General features: G+C 68.0%; 19 protein-coding genes and 1 pseudogene. 11 read left to right on the top strand and 9 right to left on the bottom strand.

The annotated features are described in order from the left end of the window. Window positions 1-221 precede the first annotated feature (221 nt). The 6 genes from JOF45_RS11430 to JOF45_RS11405 all read left to right on the top strand — a co-directional run bounded on the left by JOF45_RS11430 (window position 222) and on the right by JOF45_RS11405 (window position 5,456). Entirely contained in the window at window positions 222-1,631 is a 1,410-nt protein-coding gene (locus JOF45_RS11430) for a uracil-xanthine permease family protein (RefSeq protein WP_342591478.1), read from the top strand. A gap of 190 nt (window positions 1,632-1,821) precedes the next feature. Then, window positions 1,822-2,022 carry a CsbD family protein gene (locus JOF45_RS11425; protein WP_210050130.1) on the top strand — a complete coding sequence of 67 codons (201 nt, stop codon included), beginning with the start codon at window positions 1,822-1,824 and terminating at the stop codon, window positions 2,020-2,022. A gap of 116 nt (window positions 2,023-2,138) precedes the next feature. Next, window positions 2,139-2,849 carry a response regulator transcription factor gene (locus JOF45_RS11420; RefSeq protein WP_210050127.1) on the top strand — a complete coding sequence of 237 codons (711 nt, stop codon included), beginning with the start codon at window positions 2,139-2,141 and terminating at the stop codon, window positions 2,847-2,849. Continuing rightward, a complete protein-coding gene (locus JOF45_RS11415; protein WP_210050118.1) occupies window positions 2,849-3,982 on the top strand; it encodes a sensor histidine kinase in 1,134 nt (377 codons plus the stop codon). The genes JOF45_RS11420 and JOF45_RS11415 overlap by 1 nt, the downstream gene beginning before the upstream one ends. Before the next feature lie 163 nt (window positions 3,983-4,145). Next, window positions 4,146-4,772, top strand: coding sequence for a DUF305 domain-containing protein (locus JOF45_RS11410; protein WP_210050110.1), 627 nt, complete (start codon window positions 4,146-4,148; stop codon window positions 4,770-4,772). Between the two features lie 90 nt (window positions 4,773-4,862). Continuing rightward, window positions 4,863-5,456: a CueP family metal-binding protein gene (locus JOF45_RS11405; protein ID WP_210050107.1), complete on the top strand. Its 594-nt coding sequence runs from the start codon at window positions 4,863-4,865 to the stop codon at window positions 5,454-5,456. 30 nt (window positions 5,457-5,486) lie between these two features. Here JOF45_RS11405 and JOF45_RS11400 read toward each other — a convergent pair whose 3' ends face one another. Beyond that, complete coding sequence (locus tag JOF45_RS11400; RefSeq protein ID WP_210050092.1) at window positions 5,487-7,049, bottom strand: amidase; 1,563 nt, start codon at window positions 7,047-7,049, stop codon at window positions 5,487-5,489. Window positions 7,050-7,133: 84 nt separating this feature from the next. Here JOF45_RS11400 and JOF45_RS11395 point away from each other — a divergent pair, with 84 nt between their 5' ends. Further along, on the top strand, window positions 7,134-7,463 hold the full coding sequence (locus tag JOF45_RS11395) for a rhodanese-like domain-containing protein (RefSeq protein ID WP_210050089.1): 330 nt from the start codon (window positions 7,134-7,136) through the stop codon (window positions 7,461-7,463). After that, window positions 7,460-8,380, top strand: a complete 921-nt coding sequence (gene pheA, locus JOF45_RS11390; protein WP_210050086.1) for a prephenate dehydratase — start codon at window positions 7,460-7,462, stop codon at window positions 8,378-8,380. Before JOF45_RS11395 ends, pheA begins: the two co-directional genes overlap by 4 nt. A 179-nt stretch (window positions 8,381-8,559) precedes the next feature. Here the strand turns inward: pheA and JOF45_RS11385 are convergent, their stop codons facing one another. Next, a complete protein-coding gene (locus JOF45_RS11385) occupies window positions 8,560-9,690 on the bottom strand; it encodes a diacylglycerol/lipid kinase family protein (protein ID WP_210050079.1) in 1,131 nt (376 codons plus the stop codon). A 146-nt stretch (window positions 9,691-9,836) separates the two neighbouring features. On the opposite strand from JOF45_RS11385, the gene serS reads away from it, so the two are divergent. Continuing rightward, window positions 9,837-11,126 (top strand): serine--tRNA ligase, encoded by a 1,290-nt coding sequence (serS, locus tag JOF45_RS11380; protein ID WP_210050076.1) that lies wholly within the window; start codon window positions 9,837-9,839, stop codon window positions 11,124-11,126. Between the two features lie 107 nt (window positions 11,127-11,233). On the opposite strand, the gene JOF45_RS11375 is transcribed toward serS, so the two are convergent. From JOF45_RS11375 to JOF45_RS11350, 6 genes and pseudogenes are all read right to left on the bottom strand, one after another. Next, window positions 11,234-11,443: a hypothetical protein gene (locus tag JOF45_RS11375; RefSeq protein WP_210050073.1), complete on the bottom strand. Its 210-nt coding sequence runs from the start codon at window positions 11,441-11,443 to the stop codon at window positions 11,234-11,236. Between the two features lie 74 nt (window positions 11,444-11,517). Beyond that, window positions 11,518-12,546, bottom strand: coding sequence for an IS481 family transposase (locus tag JOF45_RS11370; protein ID WP_210050070.1), 1,029 nt, complete (start codon window positions 12,544-12,546; stop codon window positions 11,518-11,520). A gap of 49 nt (window positions 12,547-12,595) precedes the next feature. Continuing rightward, window positions 12,596-13,417, bottom strand: coding sequence for a hypothetical protein (locus JOF45_RS11365; RefSeq protein WP_210050067.1), 822 nt, complete (start codon window positions 13,415-13,417; stop codon window positions 12,596-12,598). A 137-nt stretch (window positions 13,418-13,554) separates the two neighbouring features. Continuing rightward, window positions 13,555-13,983, bottom strand: a pseudogene (locus JOF45_RS11360) (SDR family oxidoreductase); the annotation flags it as partial. A 54-nt stretch (window positions 13,984-14,037) separates the two neighbouring features. Continuing rightward, window positions 14,038-14,526: a Dps family protein gene (locus JOF45_RS11355; protein ID WP_210050065.1), complete on the bottom strand. Its 489-nt coding sequence runs from the start codon at window positions 14,524-14,526 to the stop codon at window positions 14,038-14,040. 164 nt (window positions 14,527-14,690) lie between these two features. Continuing rightward, window positions 14,691-14,876 carry a sugar-binding domain-containing protein gene (locus tag JOF45_RS11350; RefSeq protein ID WP_210050056.1) on the bottom strand — a complete coding sequence of 62 codons (186 nt, stop codon included), beginning with the start codon at window positions 14,874-14,876 and terminating at the stop codon, window positions 14,691-14,693. Here JOF45_RS11350 and JOF45_RS11345 point away from each other — a divergent pair. Then, a complete protein-coding gene (locus JOF45_RS11345) occupies window positions 14,847-15,920 on the top strand; it encodes a LacI family DNA-binding transcriptional regulator (protein ID WP_210050054.1) in 1,074 nt (357 codons plus the stop codon). The two genes, JOF45_RS11350 and JOF45_RS11345, sit on opposite strands and share 30 nt — an antisense overlap. 124 nt (window positions 15,921-16,044) lie before the next feature. Next, window positions 16,045-16,263 carry a hypothetical protein gene (locus JOF45_RS11340; RefSeq protein WP_210050051.1) on the top strand — a complete coding sequence of 73 codons (219 nt, stop codon included), beginning with the start codon at window positions 16,045-16,047 and terminating at the stop codon, window positions 16,261-16,263. Window positions 16,264-16,315: 52 nt separating this feature from the next. Here JOF45_RS11340 and JOF45_RS11335 read toward each other — a convergent pair whose 3' ends face one another. Further along, window positions 16,316-17,782: a xylulokinase gene (locus JOF45_RS11335; RefSeq protein ID WP_210050049.1), complete on the bottom strand. Its 1,467-nt coding sequence runs from the start codon at window positions 17,780-17,782 to the stop codon at window positions 16,316-16,318. Window positions 17,783-17,791 lie beyond the last annotated feature (9 nt).

Here is a 17,791-nt window from a genome sequence, read left to right as displayed (position 1 = left end):
CTCCGCAGCAATACCGGTGGCGCGGAATCCCTTCTGCGCATAGGGCTGCGCTCACGGTCCCAGTTTTCCCCAGAAGAAACTGCAGAGCGTTATCAGGATGTGATCGACTATTTATGAGTCACGCCCCTGACAAGGAGGTCGGCAGAGCCCGACGCCGACCTCGGCAGAGCTCGACGCCGACCCCAGCACGCCCGGCGATCAGGGCGATAAGCTGAGCTTTCGTGACTACGCGCAGCAAGACCCTGATCCCCGGGCTCGGATGGAGCCTCCACGGCGACGGCCGGACGATCCGCCCCGGCGATGTCGTCGCCCCTGATGAGCGGCTCAGCTGGGGCCGGAGCATCGGCATCGGCATGCAGCATGTGGTGGCCATGTTCGGCGCCACGTTCCTGGTGCCGCTGATCACCGGCTTCCCGCCCTCGACCACACTGCTGTTCTCCGGCATCGGCACGCTGCTGTTCCTGATCATCACCGCTGGTCGCGTGCCCTCCTACCTGGGCTCCTCCTTCGCCTTCATCGCTCCGGTGACCGCCGCCATGGGCAGCTACGGCATGGGTGGTGCCCTCGGAGGGATCCTCGCTACCGGAGCTCTGCTGTTCCTGATCGGCGTCGTGGTGCACTTCGCCGGCGCCCGCTGGATCCAGCTGCTGATGCCCCCGGTGGTCACCGGGTCCATCGTGGCGCTGATCGGTCTGAACCTGGCGCCGGCCGCCTGGGACAACGTCGACGCCGCCCCGGTCACCGCCACGATCACCATCATCGTGATGCTTGTGTCCGGTGTGCTCTTCCGTGGCCTGCTGGGCCGGCTCTCCATCCTGCTCGGCGTCGTGGTGGGCTACGCGGTGGCGCTGCTGCGCGGCGAGGTGGACTTCTCCGCTGTGGACCCGGCGCTGCGTGCGGCCGCCGGCGGTGATCTGGGCTCGCTGCCGCAGGTGCAGTGGTTCGGCTGGCCGGAGTTCGCCTCACCCGAGTTCCACGTCGGCCTCCTCGGGCTCTTCCTGCCGGTGGTCCTGGTCCTGGTGGCGGAGAACGTGGGGCATGTGAAGTCGGTGGCCCTGATGACCGAGCGCGATCTGGACCCGGTCACCGGTCGGGCGCTGATGGCCGACGGCGTGGCCACCATGCTCGCCGGATCCAGCGGCGGCTCCGGCACCACCACCTACGCGGAGAACATCGGGGTGATGGCCTCCTCCAAGGCCTACTCCACCGCCGCCTACTGGGTGGCGGGCCTGGTCGCCATCGTCCTGGCGCTGATCTCCCCGGTGGGCCAGCTGATCGCCACGGTCCCCGCTGGTGTCCTCGGCGGCGCCGGTACGGTGCTCTACGGGATGATCGGCGTGCTCGGTGTGCGCATCTGGGTGCAGAACCGCGTGGACTTCTCCCACCCGATCAACCTGGCCGTGGCCGGTGTGCCGCTGATCATCGCCATCGCCAACTTCACCATGGTCTTCGGCGAGGTGGTCTTAGAGGGCATCGCACTGGGAAGCTTCGCAGCGCTGGCCATCCACCACGGAATGGGCGCAGTGGCGCGGTGGCGCGGCACCGACGGCGGGTCCGAGGTTCCCGAGGACAAGGAAGAGGCCGACGCCGCACTGGCCACTCCGGTGAACCGGGACGGCCTCGCTGAGTGACCCCGGAATCGACTGGCCACCGATCAGATGCGCACTGGATATCCGCTGTGAATTCACGCAGAACTGGTGACGGCGGCGGCTGTGCTGGGTATGTTGGTGGGACAGGGAAGAGGCGGACCACTCGGCTTCACCAGAAGTCGCCGTCCTCTTGCCGCTGGCAACCCCGTTGCACGAGTGAGAGGAGTTCAGTATGGGACTCGGAGATAAGCTCAACAACAAGGCAGAGGAAGCTACCGGCGCCGCCAAAGAGGGCTTCGGCAAAGTGACCGGAGACATTGAATCCCAGGCTGAAGGCACCAGCGAGAAGCTGCAGGCCAAGGCCAAGGATGCGGTCGACGACGCCAAGGACTCGGTGAAGGGCTTCACCGATGGTCTGAAGAAGGACAACTGATCGCCTGATCAGAGGTCTCGAGCAGGGGCGGAGTCTACGGGCTCCGCCCCTCTCGTGTGTCTGGGGGCTCCGGCGCAGGCACCCCCTGCGCAGCCGGCGTGTTCTACGATCGAGGCATGAGTCGAACCCAGGCCCATGATGCCCCGTGCGTACTGATCGTCGAGGACGAGGAGCCGCTGGTCCGGCTGATCGGGGACTACCTCCGCCGGGACGGATTCGCGGTCCAGGCGTCGGGGGACGGCGCGGAGGCGGTGGACCTCGCCGGTGCGCATGACCCTACGGTGGTGATCCTCGATCTGGGCCTTCCCGGGATGGACGGGGTGGAGGTCTGCCGTCGTCTGAGGACCTTCAGCGATTGTTACATCATCATGCTCACCGCCCGAGCCGACGAGGTCGACCGGCTGATCGGGCTCTCGGTGGGGGCTGATGACTATGTGCCCAAGCCGTTCAGTCCCAGGGAGCTGGTGCTGCGCGTCAAGGCGATGCTGCGCCGTCCGCGGCTTCCGTTGGACCAGGCCCGCAGGCAGCACGCGGTGGGGGAGCTGACCCTGGACCGGACCGCACGAGAGGTGCGGCTGGCCGATGAGCCGGTGGAGCTGACCCGCACGGAGTTCGACCTGCTCGCCGCCATGATGACTGATCCCGGGGCGGCCCTGTCCCGCCGCGAGCTGATCGACCGGGTCTGGGGCGAAGACTGGGTGGGCGATGAGCACCTGGTCGATGTCCACGTCGGGAATCTGCGCCGGAAGCTCGGTGACAGCGGCGGCGACTCCGGCTATATCCGCACCGTCCGCGGCGTCGGGTATAAGACGGGGCCGGGAAGATGATGGCGAGGCGGCCGACCCGGCGCACCCGGCTGGGGACCCGACTCGGGACCCGACTGCTGCTCGGCGTCGCACTGGCCCTCGGGGCCGGTGCGGTGGCCGCGTGGCTCATCGCCCTTCTGGTGGGCCCTGCTATCTTCCATGAGCATATGCTGATGGTGGAGACGCACCATCCGGATCCTGAGGTGGTGGCCCACGCGGAGGACGCGTTCGACCATACGTGGCAGCTCTCCCTCAGCCTGGCGCTGTTCGTCGCCGGTATGACGTCGATCCTGGTGAGCGCCTTCCTGGCACGCAGCATCACCAGCACTCTGACCAGGGTTCGCCATGCGGCTTCCCGTGTGGCTGACGGCGACTATGGGGTGCAGGTCCCCGAGGCCGGCATGGGCGCGGAGCTGGAGGATATGGCCTCGGCGTTCAACCGGATGTCCGATGAGCTGGCGGAGACCGAGCTGACGCGACGGCGCCTGCTCTCCGACCTGTCCCACGAGATGCGCACCCCGGTGGCTACTGTGGACGCGTACTTGGAGGGAATGGCCGACGGCGTCGTCGAGGCCGACGCGGCGACGGTGACGATGCTGCGCGAACAGACCGAGCGTCTGCGCCGCCTGGCTGAGGACATATCCTTGGTCAGCTCGGCCGAAGAGCACCGCCTGGGCATCCAGCCCGAGCAGGTGTCGCTGACTGAGCTGATGGACGGAGCGGCCGCGCAGGCCCGAGCATCCTTCGCGGCCGCAGGCGTGGCACTGGAGACGGAGGACTCCTCCGCAGGAGCGCAGGTCACCGGTGACCGGGACCGCCTCTCCCAGGCTCTGACCAATCTGCTGGACAACGCGCTGCGCCACACGGCTGAGGGGGACAGGGTGATCCTGCGTGCGGCCGGGGCGCAGGAGGTCGCCGTGCTCGAGGTCGAGGACACCGGGGACGGGGTCGATCAGCAGCACATCCCGCATCTGTTCGAACGCTTCTACCGCGTCGACGCTGCCCGGGACAGGGCTCATGGGGGCTCGGGCATCGGCCTGGCGATTGTCCGCTCCATCGTCGAGGCTCATCAGGGCAGTGTCAGGGTCACGAGTCCCGGACCGGGGCAGGGCGCTTCCTTCGTCATCGAACTTCCGCTGAGCCGGCCCCGCTGAGATCGAACCGGGCAGGGCCCGGCGCGGATGTCGGGCAGCTGTCCGCACCAGGCCGAAGAAGGTCAGGATTCGATCAAGGAGTTCTCAAGACGCCGCCTGTGGCGCGACACTTCCCCTGTTCGTCCAGTTGACTGGGATCTCCCCGATGCGAAGGAGATCCACTGTGAGAAGGAACGCCCCCGCTGTCACGTTGGTCGGACTGTTCGTCTCCGCCCTGGCGCTGACCGCCTGCGGAGCATCCGACCCTGCCGACGATGATCCCGGCGCTCAGCAGGATGATGCGGCGACCGCTCCGCAGGAGCAGTTCAACGAGGCCGACGTCGAGTATGTGTCGGGCATGATCCTCCATCATGAGCAGGCAGTGGAGATGTCGGAGATCCTGGCGGAGAAGGACCGCGTGGACGCCGACGTCGATGCGCTGGCTCAGGAGATCCGGACCGCCCAGCAGTCGGAGGTCCAGGAGATGGAGTCCTGGCTGGAGGCGTGGGGGCACGCCGAGCATGATGAGCACGCCGAGCACGGCGGGGGCCACGGCGACCATGAGGACCACGGCGACCACGCCGGGATGATGAGTGAGCAGGACCTGGAGGACCTGGCGGATGCCGAGGGGCCGGAGGCTTCCCGACTGTTCCTGGAGCAGATGATCGTCCACCACGAGGGTGCCGTCACCTCGGCGCAGGAGCACCTGGAGGCCGGAGAGAATCCGGAGGCCCTGGCGCTCTCGGAGGACGTCATCGACGATCAGAGCGCAGAGATCGAGGAGATGGAGCAGATGCTCACCGATCTCTAGCGCCCGGTCTTCCGGCTCGTGCCCCGCCCGTCCGGCAGGGCACGGGTGCGGGTCCTGAGCCTCGCCGACGCCCCACCGAACAGGAGAACCATGACGCAGAACCTCACCGCGCGACGCCGCGCGGCCGTGGCCGGGCTGATGGGAGCGGGGATGCTCCTGACGGCATGCGCCGCCGATGGCCCGCCCGACCCCTCCGGCGACGATCCCGGCGTGCTGGAGTCCCATGGGCTGGATGGGCTCACCGGCCGCGAGCTCGCCGAGGAGCTCGACGCCGCCCCGGTGGAAGAGCGGCCCACAGACCTCATCGCCTCGGTGGAGCCCGACGCCGTCGTGGTGACCGATGAACAGGGTCAGGAGGAATCGGTGCCGCTGCCCGAGGACGAGTTCTACGTCTCCGTCGCCCCGTACATCGACCAGACCCATGACTGCTTCTACCACAGCCTGACCACCTGCCTCGGTGAGCTGGACAACCAGGAGGTCGACGTTACCGTCACCGAGGAGGGCACCGGTGAGGTCCTCGTCGATGAAACGCTTGAGACCTATGACAACGGGTTCTTCGGACTGTGGCTCCCGCGCGACATCGACGCCGAGATGACCATCGAGCACGAGGGCCTCTCCTCCACCACCTCCCTCTCCACAGGGGAGGACGATCCCACCTGCCTGACCACCTCACAGCTGAGCTGAATCAGGTCCGGGCGGCCGCCGGCGCCGCCCTCACACCTCTCGGCGGAGCACCGCCGCCAGCGCCAGCAGCATCTCCTCGGACCCGGTGGGACCGATGATCTGCACCGACCAGCTCTGCCCGGCGTCGTCGGTGTGGGTGGGCACATTGATCGCGGGAAGGCCCAGCACGTTGACCACGGAGCTGTATGGGGTGAACCGGCACTGCTGGATGTAGTTCTCCTCCGGGCTCAGCCCGGCGAACCAGCCGACCTTCGGCGGAGCCCAGGCGAGCATGGGGGTCAGCAGCACGTCCCAGGGCCCGAAGATCTCGTCGGCGGAATCTGCGAAGTCCTGCATCCGGGTGACGGCCTCGGCCGTCTCAGCCTCGGGACGGTTCCTGGCCAGCTCCAGGAAGTACCGGGTCAGCGGTTCGAGCTTCTCCTCCTGCTCCGGCGGGAACTCTATGCTCCCCATCCGCGCGGTCCACAGTGCACGGAAGAGGCGGTGGTAGTCCTCCGGCCAGAAACGGTCCGAGCCGGTGCAGTGAGAGGTGCCATGGACGGTGTGCCCGGCATGCTCCAGTCCGCCGATCCCCTTCTCCAGAGCAGCCACCGCCCCGTCCTCCAGGGTGATCTCCAGATCGGGGGAGAACGGCGATTCCGTGACCACCCCGATTCTCAGCCGGGCCAGACCGGACTCCAGGGCCTCACGCACGCGGCGCGTCGCGGCGCCTTCGGCCAGCACGACGTCGGCTGCTCCCCGCCCGCTGCGGCGTCCTGCCGCTGGGCGCGCCTCCTGTGGGCGGAAGGAGTGGCCGGCCATGACGTCGAAGAGCAGGGCGGCATCCTCGGCCGTGTCGGCGATCGGTCCGGAGACCGGAAGGTTGGTCGCTGACGGGGAGTGGTCGTCGTCGGGCATCCTGCCGCGGCCGGGCTTCAGGCCGATGAGCCCGCAGGCGGCCGCGGGGATCCGGACCGAGCCGCCGCCGTCGGTTCCCGGGGCGAAGGGCAGCATCCCGGCCGCCACGGCCGCGGCCCCGCCGCCGGTGGAGCCGCCGGAGGTCCGGGACGGGTCCAGTGGGTTCCGGGAGGGCTCGGCGATCTGGTTCTCCGAATAGCAGGGGAGGCCGAACTCGGGGACCTGGGTCTTGCCCACGCTGATCGCTCCGGCGGCGTGGACGCGGCGAGCTGTCCCGTGGTCCTTCGCGGCGACAGCGGGCGGCAGGGCGGCGGTGCCCCGCGTGGTGGGCATCCCGGCGACATCCACCAGGTCCTTGAAGCCTGTGGGCAGCCCCAGCAGCGGCGAGCGGGCGGAGAGTCTGCTCAGGGCCGCAGCGCGGTCCTCTGCGGGGGCGGAGTCGAGGACCATGGTGCGCACGGCGTCGGTCTCAGCGGCACGGGCCAGCGCGTAGTCGGCGTCGAGGTGGAGGAAGGCCCCCAGTGAGGTGTGGGCGGAGGCTGCGGTCAGCGCAGTGGTGGCCAGCTCCACCGCGGTGACATCGCCGTCCAGGAAGGCGGCGCGCCAGTGCGCGGCGGTGGCGGCGCGGAAGTCGGTGAGCGTGGTGTCGGTGGTGTGATCCGGGTCCGGGGCGGGTGCGTCGGCGAACGGCTCCATAGGCCAACCCTATGCAGGCGCGCGCGGACAAGCGATAGTGTTGAGCCGCAGAGTCGGATTCTCCCCAGATGCAGGAGGTGCTGGATGTCGGACTTCGAGACGGTCCGCGCGGCGGAGGTTCCCCAGGACGCCAAGCTCTTGGACGTCCGTGAGGACTACGAGTACACCGAGGGTCATGCCCCCGGTGCGCTGCATATCCCTGTGGAGGAGATCCCCACGCGCTTTGAGGATGAGCTGGATCCGGATGAGGACTATTACGTCATCTGCCGCACCGGTGGCCGCGCCGTTCAGATCACTCAGTGGCTGACCGGCCAGGGCTATTCCGCGGTCTTCGTCGGCGACGGCATGGACGGCTGGCTGGAAGCAGGCCGGCCGATGGAGTCCTCCTCGGGGCAGGAGCCCACCGTCATATGACCCGCTATTCGTTCCTGGGTCCCTCGGGGACCTTCACCGAGGCTGCCCTGCTCCAGGTCCCCGGCGCCGAAGAGGCCGAGCGGGTGCCCGCCTCCTCTGTGCTCTCCGCGCTGGCCATGGTGGAGGACGGTTCGGTGGACGGTGCCATGGTGCCCATCGAGAACTCGGTGGAGGGCGGGGTCACCGCCACGCTGGATGCTGTCTCGGTGGCCCACAACCTGCACATCGTGGGCGAATCCCTGGTGCCGATCACCTTTGTGGTGGCCTCGAAGGAGCCGATGCCGCTGAGCGGAATCCGCTCCTTGGCCACGCATTCACACGCCTGGGCCCAGGTGCGCCGATGGACCGAGGTGACGGTCCCGCATGCCGAGTACATCCCGGCCTCCTCCACTGCGGCCGGGGCCCAGGGTCTGCTCGCGGAGACGCCGGTGGCTGATGCGGCGGTCTGTTCGCCGCTGGTGGCCGAGCAGCTGGGCCTGCACGTGATCGCCTCCGGGATCGAAGACGTCTCCGGGGCCGTGACGCGGTTCGTGCTGGTCACCAAACCGGGGCCCTCCCCGGAGCTGACCGGGGCGGATAAGACCACTGTGATGATCCCGCTGCCCGAGGATCGCCCGGGCGCGCTCATGGAGATCCTGGAGCATTTCTCCACCCGCGGGGTGAATATCTGCCGGATCGAGTCCCGGCCCACCGGTCACGGGATGGGGGACTACTTCTTCTCCATGGACCTGGAGGGGCACATCCAGGAGTCCCGTGTGGCGGATGCCCTGACTGGCATCCACCGCATCTCCCCGAAGATCCGTTTCCTCGGCTCCTACCCGCGGGCCGACCGGAAGCCTCAGCAGGTCACCCGGGACGTCAGTGACGCCGCCTTCTCCGCCGCCCGCGCGTGGATCAGCTCGCTGAGACACGCGTAAGAGAGACAGTCGAGGGCCCGCGGCGCCGCGCCAGCGGCGGCGTGGGAGGCTGTCGAACGGGATCAGCTCGCTGAGACACGCGTAAGCCCTGCGTCGATTGGCAGGTCTGAGTCGTCAGACGGGAGTGCGCCCCACCGAAACGTGCCGATGGACGAGTGCAGGCGGCGTCGTCGTCGGGCTCAGGCCTCGGTGATCGTGGCCACGGCGTCCTGGCTGGCGTGGGTGGTGCTGACCCCGTTGACCAGCAACGACGCCGGCCGTACCGTCGTGCGCACGCGCGTCACCTCCCCCACGGCGTCGCCGTCGATCTGGAACGGCATGGGCTCGGCCATCCGGATCACGGTGTGCTCGGCCTGGCGGACCTTCATCACCGGGATCTCCGCCTTGAAGCGGGCGATGGTCTTGGTGATGATCTTGGCCCAGTCGACCACATGGCGCGGGGTGAACAGGACGGCGTCGAGCTTGCCGTCGTCGAAGCGGGCCGAGGGCACCAGCACCATGCCGGCTTGCAGGGAGCCGCAGTTGGCCATGAGCACCGAGCGAACGCGGTAGGTCTCCGGCTCGCCGTCGTCCAGGGTGACGGTGATGCTGCGCGGCTTGCCGGTCACATGCCGCAGCCCGGCCTCCCCGTAGGCCAGCCAGCCGGCACGCTGCTTCAGAGCTTCGCGGGTGTCGCCCATGACTTCGGCGTCCAGCCCGCCTCCGGCGATGACCAGGGAGGTCTCCTCGGCGCTGCTGCCGTCGGGGCGGAACAGCGTCAGATCCAGGGTGTCCACGCGGCGGCTCATGCCGTGGATGGCTTCATCCACGCAGGCCTCCAGATGCGAGTAGGGCAGCCCGATGTTCCTGGCGAAGAGGTTGCCGGTGCCCAGCGGGAGCACGCCCAGGGCAGTGTTCGTTGCGGCCAGCTCGGCGGCCACCGCGCGGACGGTTCCGTCCCCACCGGCGGCGATGACGACGTCGGCGTCCTGCTCCAGGGCGCGTCGGGTCATCTCATAACCAGGGTCCTCGGCGGAGCTGGCCATGACCACCGGGGTCGGCATCCCGGCCCGCGAGCAGGCGGAGTGGATCAGGCGGACGGCCTCGTCGGCGTCCTCCTTGGTCACGTTGATGACCACGGCGATCAGTCGCTGATGCGGGGGCTTGGCGTGGCCGGCCACTGAGGTTTCGATCTCCAGGGCGTGATTGAGCTCCGCGGCTTCGGCGCGGAGGCGGCGGGAAGCGGCCGCGCTGCGCAGGACAAGGATGATCAGCAGGAGGTTCAGTGCCGCGGAGAGCCCCAGTACCCAGATCAGCGAGGTCGTATCCATCCTGGTCAGTCTAGCGAGCTTCGAGCGTTCGGGAAGGTCGAGGTGAGGGCCGCTTCGGTGCCGGCCTGTGGATCAGGCGGCGCCGCCGTCGTCGTGCTCTGCGCTGGCACGGGCGCTCAGGCGCGAAGCGGGATAGGCTGGTGCCCGTGATCGACATCAAGGACCTCATCGAGAACCCCGAGAAGTACAAGGCCAGCCAGCGCGCCCGGCAGGCGGAGGAATCGCTGGTGGATCAGGTGATCTCCGCCCAGGAGTCTCGCAGTGCGGCGATCACCCGCTTCGAGACGCTGCGCGCCGAGCAGAAGGCCTTCGGGAAGAAGGTGGCCCAGGCCCAGGGTGAGGAGAAGCAGAAGCTCCTCGACGAGGTGAAGGACCTGTCCAACCAGGTCAAGGAGGCTGAGGCGGCCTCCAACGAGGCCGAGGAGCAGCTCCGATCCCTGCAGCGGCGCGTCCCCAACCCCATCCATGAGGGCGTGCCCTCCGGCGGCGAAGACGACTTCGTGGTCCTGCGCGAGGAGGGATCCCCGCGGGACTTCTCCGCTGAGGGCTTCGAGCCCAAGGATCATCTGGAGCTGGCTGAGTCTCTTGGTGCTGTGGACATGGAGCGCGGGGCCAAGGTCTCCGGCGCCCGGTTCTACTTCCTCAAGGGTGTGGGCGCTCGCCTGGAGCTGGCCATGATGCAGATGGGCATGGATCAGGCGCTGCAGGCCGGATTCACCCCAATGATCACCCCGACGTTGGTCCGTCCGGAGACGATGCAGGGCACCGGCTTCGACGTCGAGCACGATGACGAGATCTACCGCCTGGAGCGCGACGACCTGTACCTGGTGGGTACCTCTGAGGTCGCGATCGCTGGGTATCACTCGGACGAGATCCTTGACCTCGGCGCGGGTGTTGAGCGAATCGCCGGTTGGTCCACCTGCTACCGCCGTGAGGCCGGATCCCACGGCAAGGACACCCGCGGCATCCTGCGCGTCCACCAGTTCAACAAGCTGGAGATGTTCGTCTACTGCTCCCAGGAGGACTCGGCTGCTGAGCACGAGAAGCTCCTGGCCTGGGAGGAGGAGATGCTCAGGAAGATGGAGCTGCCCTACCGGGTGGTGGACATCGCCGCCGGCGACCTCGGCATGAGCGCGGCCCGAAAGTTCGACTGTGAAGGCTGGGTGCCCTCGCAGAACACCTACCGGGAGCTCACCTCCACCTCCGACTGCACCACCTTCCAGGCCCGCCGCCTGAACATCCGTGAACGCACCGTGAAGGAGGACGGCTCCAAGGGGCCGACCCGTCCGGTGGCCACGCTCAACGGAACTCTGGCGACCACACGCTGGCTGGTGGCGATCCTGGAGAACCACCAGCAGGCCGACGGCTCGGTGCGCGTGCCCGAGGCGCTGCGCCCCTATATGGGAGGCCAGGAGGTCCTCGAGCCTCTCGCCTGAGGTTTTCTGACGCGATTCGAGCGGGGTTTTGGCCCTTATGGGCGGATTTTCGCCGTCATAAAGGCTAAAACCCCGCTCGAATCACCTGTGGGGGAGGGTTCGGAGCATCAGAGGAGGCCCGCCTGGCCGAGCTCGAACCGCGCACGACGGCGGATGAGCGGGAATCCTTGACGCTGATCCACGGCATTGGTGTGCAGCACTGTCCATTCGTCCCGGCGGAAGGCGTGGTCCCGCTGGCCGTCGGACGCCTGCTGCGTGGCGTCGAAATGGTGCGCCCCTTCGTATTGGATCACCAGCTTGACCTGCTCCCACCCCATGTCACCGCTCCAGGGGCTTCCCGGCGACGGGGCCAGTTGGAGCTGGGGTTCCGGAAGTCCTTCATCCAGCAGGGCTAGGTGTAGGAGGGCAGGACGTTGGTGACGCGCCCCGGGACGAGGCTGGCAGGAGCTTGACCGTCTGCAGCTGAGTGGGGGCGGTGATGATTGTAGTGCTGAACCCAGACTTTCATCGCTTCTGCTCGGGCCGACTCGGAGTCGTAGGTCCTCGCGTAGAGGCATTCATCGGCCAGGATCCGCTGGTATCGCTCGACCTTGCCGTTATGCCGCGGCGTGTAGGGCCTGATCCGCTGATGGATCCCGCCGAGGTTGTTCACCGCCTGCGTGAAGTCGCCGGCGGCGAAGTTCACTCCGTTATCGGTGACCACCCGGCCCAGCCGGGTGATGCCTTCGGCGGCGAAGAATGCTCTGGCCTTGTTCAAGAACTCCACCGCGGTGGCGGCCTTCTCGTCTTGCATCACCTCGGTGTAGGCAAGGCGGGTGTATCCATCGACTGCCGAGTACAGGTAGGTGTAGCCGCTGCTGTTGTGGCCCTGCTTCTTCGCGGCGCTCTTCGACCGATCAGCGGCACGGGCGGCCTCGGAGTCTCGGCCGTGGGCGAACCAGCCGCCGCCCTCGGGGATCCGGCCGGCCTTCTTCACATCCAGGTGAACCATCGCCCCAGGTGCGCCGGCGGTGATCGTGCCGGGCTGCCGGTTGGACTCTCCGCCCGGGTCGAGGTGGCGGCGCTTATTGATGCCCAGGTGCTTGAACCAGCGGCCCACGGTGCGTGGGTGGATGCCGAAGCCGTGCTCGTGCTCAAGCTCGACGGCGATGCGGGAGGACGCCCACTTATGCTCCCGGCGCCAGGTCTCGATCAGCTCCACCACCCAGTCCGGGGTGGTATCCGGCGATGCCTGCGGCCGTGACGAGCGATCGTGGAGGCCGTCTTCGCCGTGGTGTTGGTAGCGCTGGTGCCATTTCGACAGGCAGGCTCTCGAGACTCCGGCTTCAGCCGCGACATGGGCCAACGGTCGGCCGTTTTGGATACGGCGGATGAGGCGGAGGCGTCCTTGCGGGGTCAGTGGCGCGTTATCGTGGGACATCGAGGAGCAGGTTCTCTTTCGCTGATGACGGTTGTTTCGCGATTACCCATCATGCCGCGAGAAGGACCTGCTCCTCTTCTATGCCTGGCCCCGGGGAGGTGTAAACAACGTCAGGCCCCGCAACAGCTAGGCGCATCGCAGTCTCCGGAGGGGAGTCGGCTCCGTCTCGGATCAGGTCGAGAGCCTCGCGGGCGGCCACGATCCCGTCGGTCGAGGGGTGCCGTCTCACCACTGCGGTCAGGGATTCGATGCTCTCCCACGGCTGAGTTCTCAGACTCAAGCCCTGCTGAGGCGTGCGGATGAGCTGATCACCGAGAGCGACCAGCTCATTGCGTCTCAGCTGAGGCATCAGGTCGATCAGTACCCTGCCGGGTCGGCTGATCGGAAGCCCGAGCACACTCCCCGTCTCCTCGATCCCCGGCGTCGCGCGGTGACACCTCAGGCCCCGCAGCCGTTCAGCGGAGGTCATATGAGGTCGGCTGATCTCGATCTCTCCGGCCTTGACCCTGCGCTGCAGCCGCGGGGGAAGGGGGAGGCCGAGCAGCTGTGCCGCCGTGCCGTGGCTGAAGCGGGCGCCGTCGTCGAGCTGTGATCTCAGGGCTGTGAGCAGTGCGAGCCGATCGTGGGTGAGTCCCGGAGGCGGTGAGTAGTGAGTCTCCAGCTTCGGTCCGGAGTAGAAGGGCGCCAGCAGCGCCCCGGCGTCGGGGCTGTGGCTTCCTGCGGTGAGGGGGACGTGCTGATGAAGTCCCCAGCCGATGCTCCGGATGTCCCGAGCGCGAAGCCGCTTAGGTGGGATGCCGAACTCCCGGGCCTGGGCCGAGCTGAAGACGCGGCCGTGCAGCTGAGGCGGCAGGGGAGCGGGAGTCTTCATGAGACCACCCTGCCGGTTCCTCGGAAGACCTGCAGAGGTTATCCACAGCTCCGGGATTCGGGCGGGGTTTTGGCCCTTTTGATGGGGAAATTCCGCTCATAAAGGCCAAAACCCCGCTCGAATCGCCTTTCAAGGGATCACACGATGGTGAATCCGCCGTCCACGCGCAGATCGGCCCCATTGACCATAGCCGCCTCCGTGGAGGCGAGGAACACCGCCGCCGCGGCGATCTCCTCCGGCTCGGCAAAGCGCCGGGCCGGGATCTCCGCCTTATGGGCCTCGCCGTGCGGGCCGTCCCAGGCCTTCCTGCCCAACTCGGTCATCACCACGGTGGGGGAGATGGTGTTGGCGGTGACGCCGTGCGGGCCCAGCTCGCGGGCCAGCGAGGTGGTCAGGCCGAAGAGCCCCGACTTTGAGGCGCTGTAGGCGGCATGGTGTTCCAACGCCACATGCGCGGCCTGGGAAGCGATGTTGATGATCCGCCCGTACTGCTGAGCCTTCATCCGAGCGCCGCCGGCACGGCACACGGCGAAGGTGCCGCTGAGGTTGATCTCCAGGGTCCTGTCCCAGGCCTCAGTGCATTCGGTGCGGGCTCACATCCCTGCGCTCTGCCCCTGTGCTCAGCGCTCCAGGTGGGAGCGGATGAACCACTGGAAGAGCTCGAGCTCCTTGACCTGGCCGATCAGCAGGTCCTCAGTGATCGGATCGATCTGGCCGACCTTGCTCAGGACGTCGCGGTGGTCTTCGATGACGCCGGTGTAGACCTTCTCCAGCTCAGCAAGGTGCTCCTGGACTCCAGCCTTGTGGAGCGGATAGTCCTCCCAGTTGCGTGCTGAGACCAGCTCGCCGGTGAGTCCGCTGGGGGAGCCGCCCAGCGTAGCGATCCGCTCGGCCACTTCGTCGACGAAGCCGCGGACGGTCTGAGTCTGGGGGTCGAGCATCTCGTGGACCGCGATGAAGGTGGGGCCCACCACGTTCCAGTGGACGTGCTTGAGCACCAGCTGGAGGTCATTCAGTGCGTGGAGCCGGCCCTGGAGCAGGCCGGCGACTTCGTGGCCGTTCTCCTGGCCGAGGCCCGGAACGGTGTAGTCGGAGTACTTCTGAGCCATGACGAACACTCCTTCGATGTGAACGGACGCTGGCGTATGCCAACAGTCCAGATCTTAGTAACTCGCAACAAGTGGCGCTAGGAAGCTGAGCCTGACCTTCTGTCGGTCCACGCCTGCCCAGAGCTGACCCGCGGTCACCGCTCACCTGCGCCGAGCCGCAGTTCTCACCCCGCGCTGAGTGCGCCCGTGAGGCTCCTGTCGATGGCGCGCGCGGTGGCCTCATCCGTGACCAGAGAGTTGAACCATCCGGTGCGCGCGGCGGCGATGATGCTCGGCGCCTTATGCGGCCCGACGGCGGCGGCGATCCGCAGCGGCACCGCATGCAGGGTCTCCCCGGGGATCCGGACCATGCGTTCGCTGCCGGGGAAGGTGACCTCGTCGCCGGCGTCTCTCCGAAGACCGTCTCCAATGTGCTCACCGGCGCGGCCGGAGTACGGCAGCAGACGCGCGCCAAGGTCGAGTCCGCCATGGTCGAGCTGGACTTCGTGCCCAATCTGAGCGCTCGCGGGCTGCGGAACGGCCGCAGCGGAGTCATCGGTTTCGCCCTTCCCGACGTCGGCACCGCCTTCTCCGCCAGCATCACCCACGCCATGCTCGAAGTGGCCCACGAGCGGGGCGTGATGATCCAGATCGAGGAGACGGCCGCAGAGCCTGAGCGCGAGTACGACCTGGTCTCCCGGGCCCGGACCCATCAGGTGGACGGTCTGATCCTGAACCCGGTCCGCCTGGAGGACAGCGTGGTCGAGCGACTCGATCATCTGCCCCCCCCGGTGGTGCTGATCGGGGAGGTGGAGCAGCACCGCACCGACCGGGTCTTCGTGAACTCCCGTGCCGCGGGCCGACTCTCCGCCGAGCACATGATCGATCAGGGCGCCCGCCGGGTGGCGGTGCTGGGCGGTGGCCTGGCCGGCTCGGAGGACCGAAAGGCCACGATGGGCCAGCGCCTCCAGGGCTACATCGACGGGGTGACGCGCCGCGGACTGCCCGCCCCGGACGAGCTGCAGGTCGAGGTCATCGAATGGACCATCGAGGGCGGCGCTGCGGGGATGCGTGAGCTGCTGCGGCGGGAGGTGGCCTTCGACGCGGTCATCGCCTTCACCGACTCCATCGCGATGGGGGCCCTGTACGCCCTGCATGAGGCTGGGGTGAGGGTTCCCGAGGACGTGCTGGTCTCCGGTTTCGACGACGTCCAACACGCCGCCTATACCTGGCCTCCGCTGACCACCGTCAGGTTCGACCACCACCACTACGTCCGGGAGGCGATGGATCTGCTGGCAGAGCGGATCGCGGATCGTTCCATCGGTCCCCGAGCGGTGGAGATCCCTCATGCGCTGACGGCGCGCCGCAGCAGCGACGCGTGGCCGGCAGGGTATGTGCCGCCGTCGGGCCGTTGAGGTGCACCGTCGAGAAAAGTGACCTGCATCTATGATCTGGGTCACCCTTTGTGCATGATGGCTCCAGCTTTACATCGATGTAATCGCTGAGTGGGAGGAGGTCTTCGGCGAGTTCGACGGCCGTATGAAGTACACCGACGCCGCCACCCTGTACGGGCTCAGTGACCAGTCGGTGTATTGGGAGGAGAAGCGCAGGGAGGAGCAGGTCGAGATGGTCACGGGCATGCGTGCTGCTCGTTGGGGCTGGGAGGACCTGCAGAACCCATGGATGCTGGGGCAGAAGCTGCTGCGCAAGGGTGTCCCACGCAGATCGCCCCGGGTTCTTGCGGAAAACTGCCTCTGAGAGGCGACATGCGGGAAGAGCCCGGGGCGATCAGCGGCTGTAGGCCAGCGCCTCAGCGCTCCGCCACGAGCCCTCGACGCGCGGCGTAGGTCTCCCGCACAGACGGCGTCGGCTCTGCGGCGAAGGTCTGCACAGCAGAGGTGCTCCACTGCGGCGGATCGGGCTCCCCGGAGAGCACCCAGGCGGCCTGGCGGGCGGCGCCGTCGGCCACGTATTCGCCCGGCTCAGGCACCTGCACCTCGCGGCCCAGCACGGCCGGAGCGATCTGCTGCACGGCGGCCGAGCGCGCGGCCCCGCCGATCAGACTGATCGACTCCACCGGGACGCCCAGCGAGGTCATCGCCTCCAGGCCGTCGGCGAGTCCGCAGAGCAGCCCCTCCACGGCGGCGCGGGCCACATCCTGCGGGTTCATCGAGGTCAGGGACAGCCCCACGAAGGATCCCGTGGCATGCGGGAGATTCGGTGTGCGCTCGCCCTCCAGGTAAGGGATCAGGGTCAGGCCGTTCGCCCCCGGCTCTGCGGCCAGAGCCAGCTCGGCCAGCCCGTCGTGGTCCACGCCCAGCATGCGGGCCGCGCCGTCGAGCACGCGTGAGCCGTTGAGCGTCACCGCCAGCGGCAGGAACTCTCCGGTGGCATCGGCGAAGCCGGTCACCATGCCAGAGGGGTCCTGGATGCCCTTCGGAGAGACGGCCGAGACCACGCCGGAGGTGCCGATGGAGATCGCCACATCCCCGGTGGACATACCCAGACCCAATGCGGCCGCAGCATTGTCTCCGGCTCCGGGGCCCAGCGCCACGCCGCCCCAGCCGCGGGAGGCGTCTCCGGTCCCGACCTGTTCGCTCGGGCCGGCCACCTTCGGGAGCACGATCCGCCGTGCCTGCTCCTCGGAGAGATGCAGCGCCTGGGCCAGCAGGTCATAGCGGTAGGTCCCGCCGCTGGGGTCGAAGTACCCGGTGCCGGAGGCGTCCGAGCGGTCGGTGGCCAGATCCTCCAGCCGCTGCGACCCGGAGAGCTTCCAGGTCAGCCAGTCGTGGGGGAGTGCGACGGCGGCCACGCGGCCTGTGTTCTCCGGTTCGGCGTCGGCGAGCCAGCGCAGCTTGGTGACCGTCAGCGAGGCCACCGGGACCGTTCCACTCATCTGCACCCAGGCGGCGCTTCCGGAGGTGTCCTCCCCGCCCGCAGGGACCTCACTCTGAGCGTGCTCGGCGATCAGTGCCTCAGCGGCCTCGGCCGATCGGGTGTCGTTCCACAGCAGAGCGTCTCGGATGACCCCGCCGTCGGCGTCGAGCACCACCATCCCGTGCTGCTGGCCGCCGACGGAGGCGGCGGAGACATCCGCTAGGCCGCCTGCCTGTTCGATGGCTTCCAGCAGGGCGTCCCACCAGTGCTCCGGAGCCACCTCGGTGCCTTCAGGGTGCTTGGCCGAACCCTGCCGGACCAGGGCGCCCGTCTCGGCGTCGCGGATGACGACTTTGCAGGACTGGGTGGAGGAGTCGATGCCGGCGACGAGGGTAGTCATATCCGAAAA

This window comes from Nesterenkonia lacusekhoensis (genome assembly GCF_017876395.1).
GTDB classification, from domain to species: domain Bacteria; phylum Actinomycetota; class Actinomycetes; order Actinomycetales; family Micrococcaceae; genus Nesterenkonia; species Nesterenkonia lacusekhoensis.
This window is presented reverse-complemented; position numbering and strand designations above follow the sequence as displayed.

Excerpts from the sequence above, each read along its gene's own strand:
- JOF45_RS11425 (WP_210050130.1), top strand. The coding sequence starts at position 1,822 with ATGGGACTCGGAGATAAGCTCAACAACAAGGCAGAGGAAGCTACCGGC.
- JOF45_RS11420 (WP_210050127.1), top strand. The coding sequence starts at position 2,139 with ATGAGTCGAACCCAGGCCCATGATGCCCCGTGCGTACTGATCGTCGAG.
- JOF45_RS11415 (WP_210050118.1), top strand. The coding sequence starts at position 2,849 with ATGGCGAGGCGGCCGACCCGGCGCACCCGGCTGGGGACCCGACTCGGG.
- JOF45_RS11405 (WP_210050107.1), top strand. The coding sequence starts at position 4,863 with ATGACGCAGAACCTCACCGCGCGACGCCGCGCGGCCGTGGCCGGGCTG.
- JOF45_RS11400 (WP_210050092.1), bottom strand. The coding sequence starts at position 7,049 with ATGGAGCCGTTCGCCGACGCACCCGCCCCGGACCCGGATCACACCACC.
- JOF45_RS11395 (WP_210050089.1), top strand. The coding sequence starts at position 7,134 with ATGTCGGACTTCGAGACGGTCCGCGCGGCGGAGGTTCCCCAGGACGCC.
- pheA (WP_210050086.1), top strand. The coding sequence starts at position 7,460 with ATGACCCGCTATTCGTTCCTGGGTCCCTCGGGGACCTTCACCGAGGCT.
- JOF45_RS11385 (WP_210050079.1), bottom strand. The coding sequence starts at position 9,690 with ATGGATACGACCTCGCTGATCTGGGTACTGGGGCTCTCCGCGGCACTG.
- JOF45_RS11375 (WP_210050073.1), bottom strand. The coding sequence starts at position 11,443 with ATGGGGTGGGAGCAGGTCAAGCTGGTGATCCAATACGAAGGGGCGCAC.
- JOF45_RS11370 (WP_210050070.1), bottom strand. The coding sequence starts at position 12,546 with ATGTCCCACGATAACGCGCCACTGACCCCGCAAGGACGCCTCCGCCTC.
- JOF45_RS11365 (WP_210050067.1), bottom strand. The coding sequence starts at position 13,417 with ATGAAGACTCCCGCTCCCCTGCCGCCTCAGCTGCACGGCCGCGTCTTC.
- JOF45_RS11355 (WP_210050065.1), bottom strand. The coding sequence starts at position 14,526 with ATGGCTCAGAAGTACTCCGACTACACCGTTCCGGGCCTCGGCCAGGAG.
- JOF45_RS11345 (WP_210050054.1), top strand. The coding sequence starts at position 14,847 with ATGCAGGGTCTCCCCGGGGATCCGGACCATGCGTTCGCTGCCGGGGAA.
- JOF45_RS11350 (WP_210050056.1), bottom strand. The coding sequence starts at position 14,876 with ATGGTCCGGATCCCCGGGGAGACCCTGCATGCGGTGCCGCTGCGGATC.
- JOF45_RS11340 (WP_210050051.1), top strand. The coding sequence starts at position 16,045 with ATGAAGTACACCGACGCCGCCACCCTGTACGGGCTCAGTGACCAGTCG.
- JOF45_RS11335 (WP_210050049.1), bottom strand. The coding sequence starts at position 17,782 with ATGACTACCCTCGTCGCCGGCATCGACTCCTCCACCCAGTCCTGCAAA.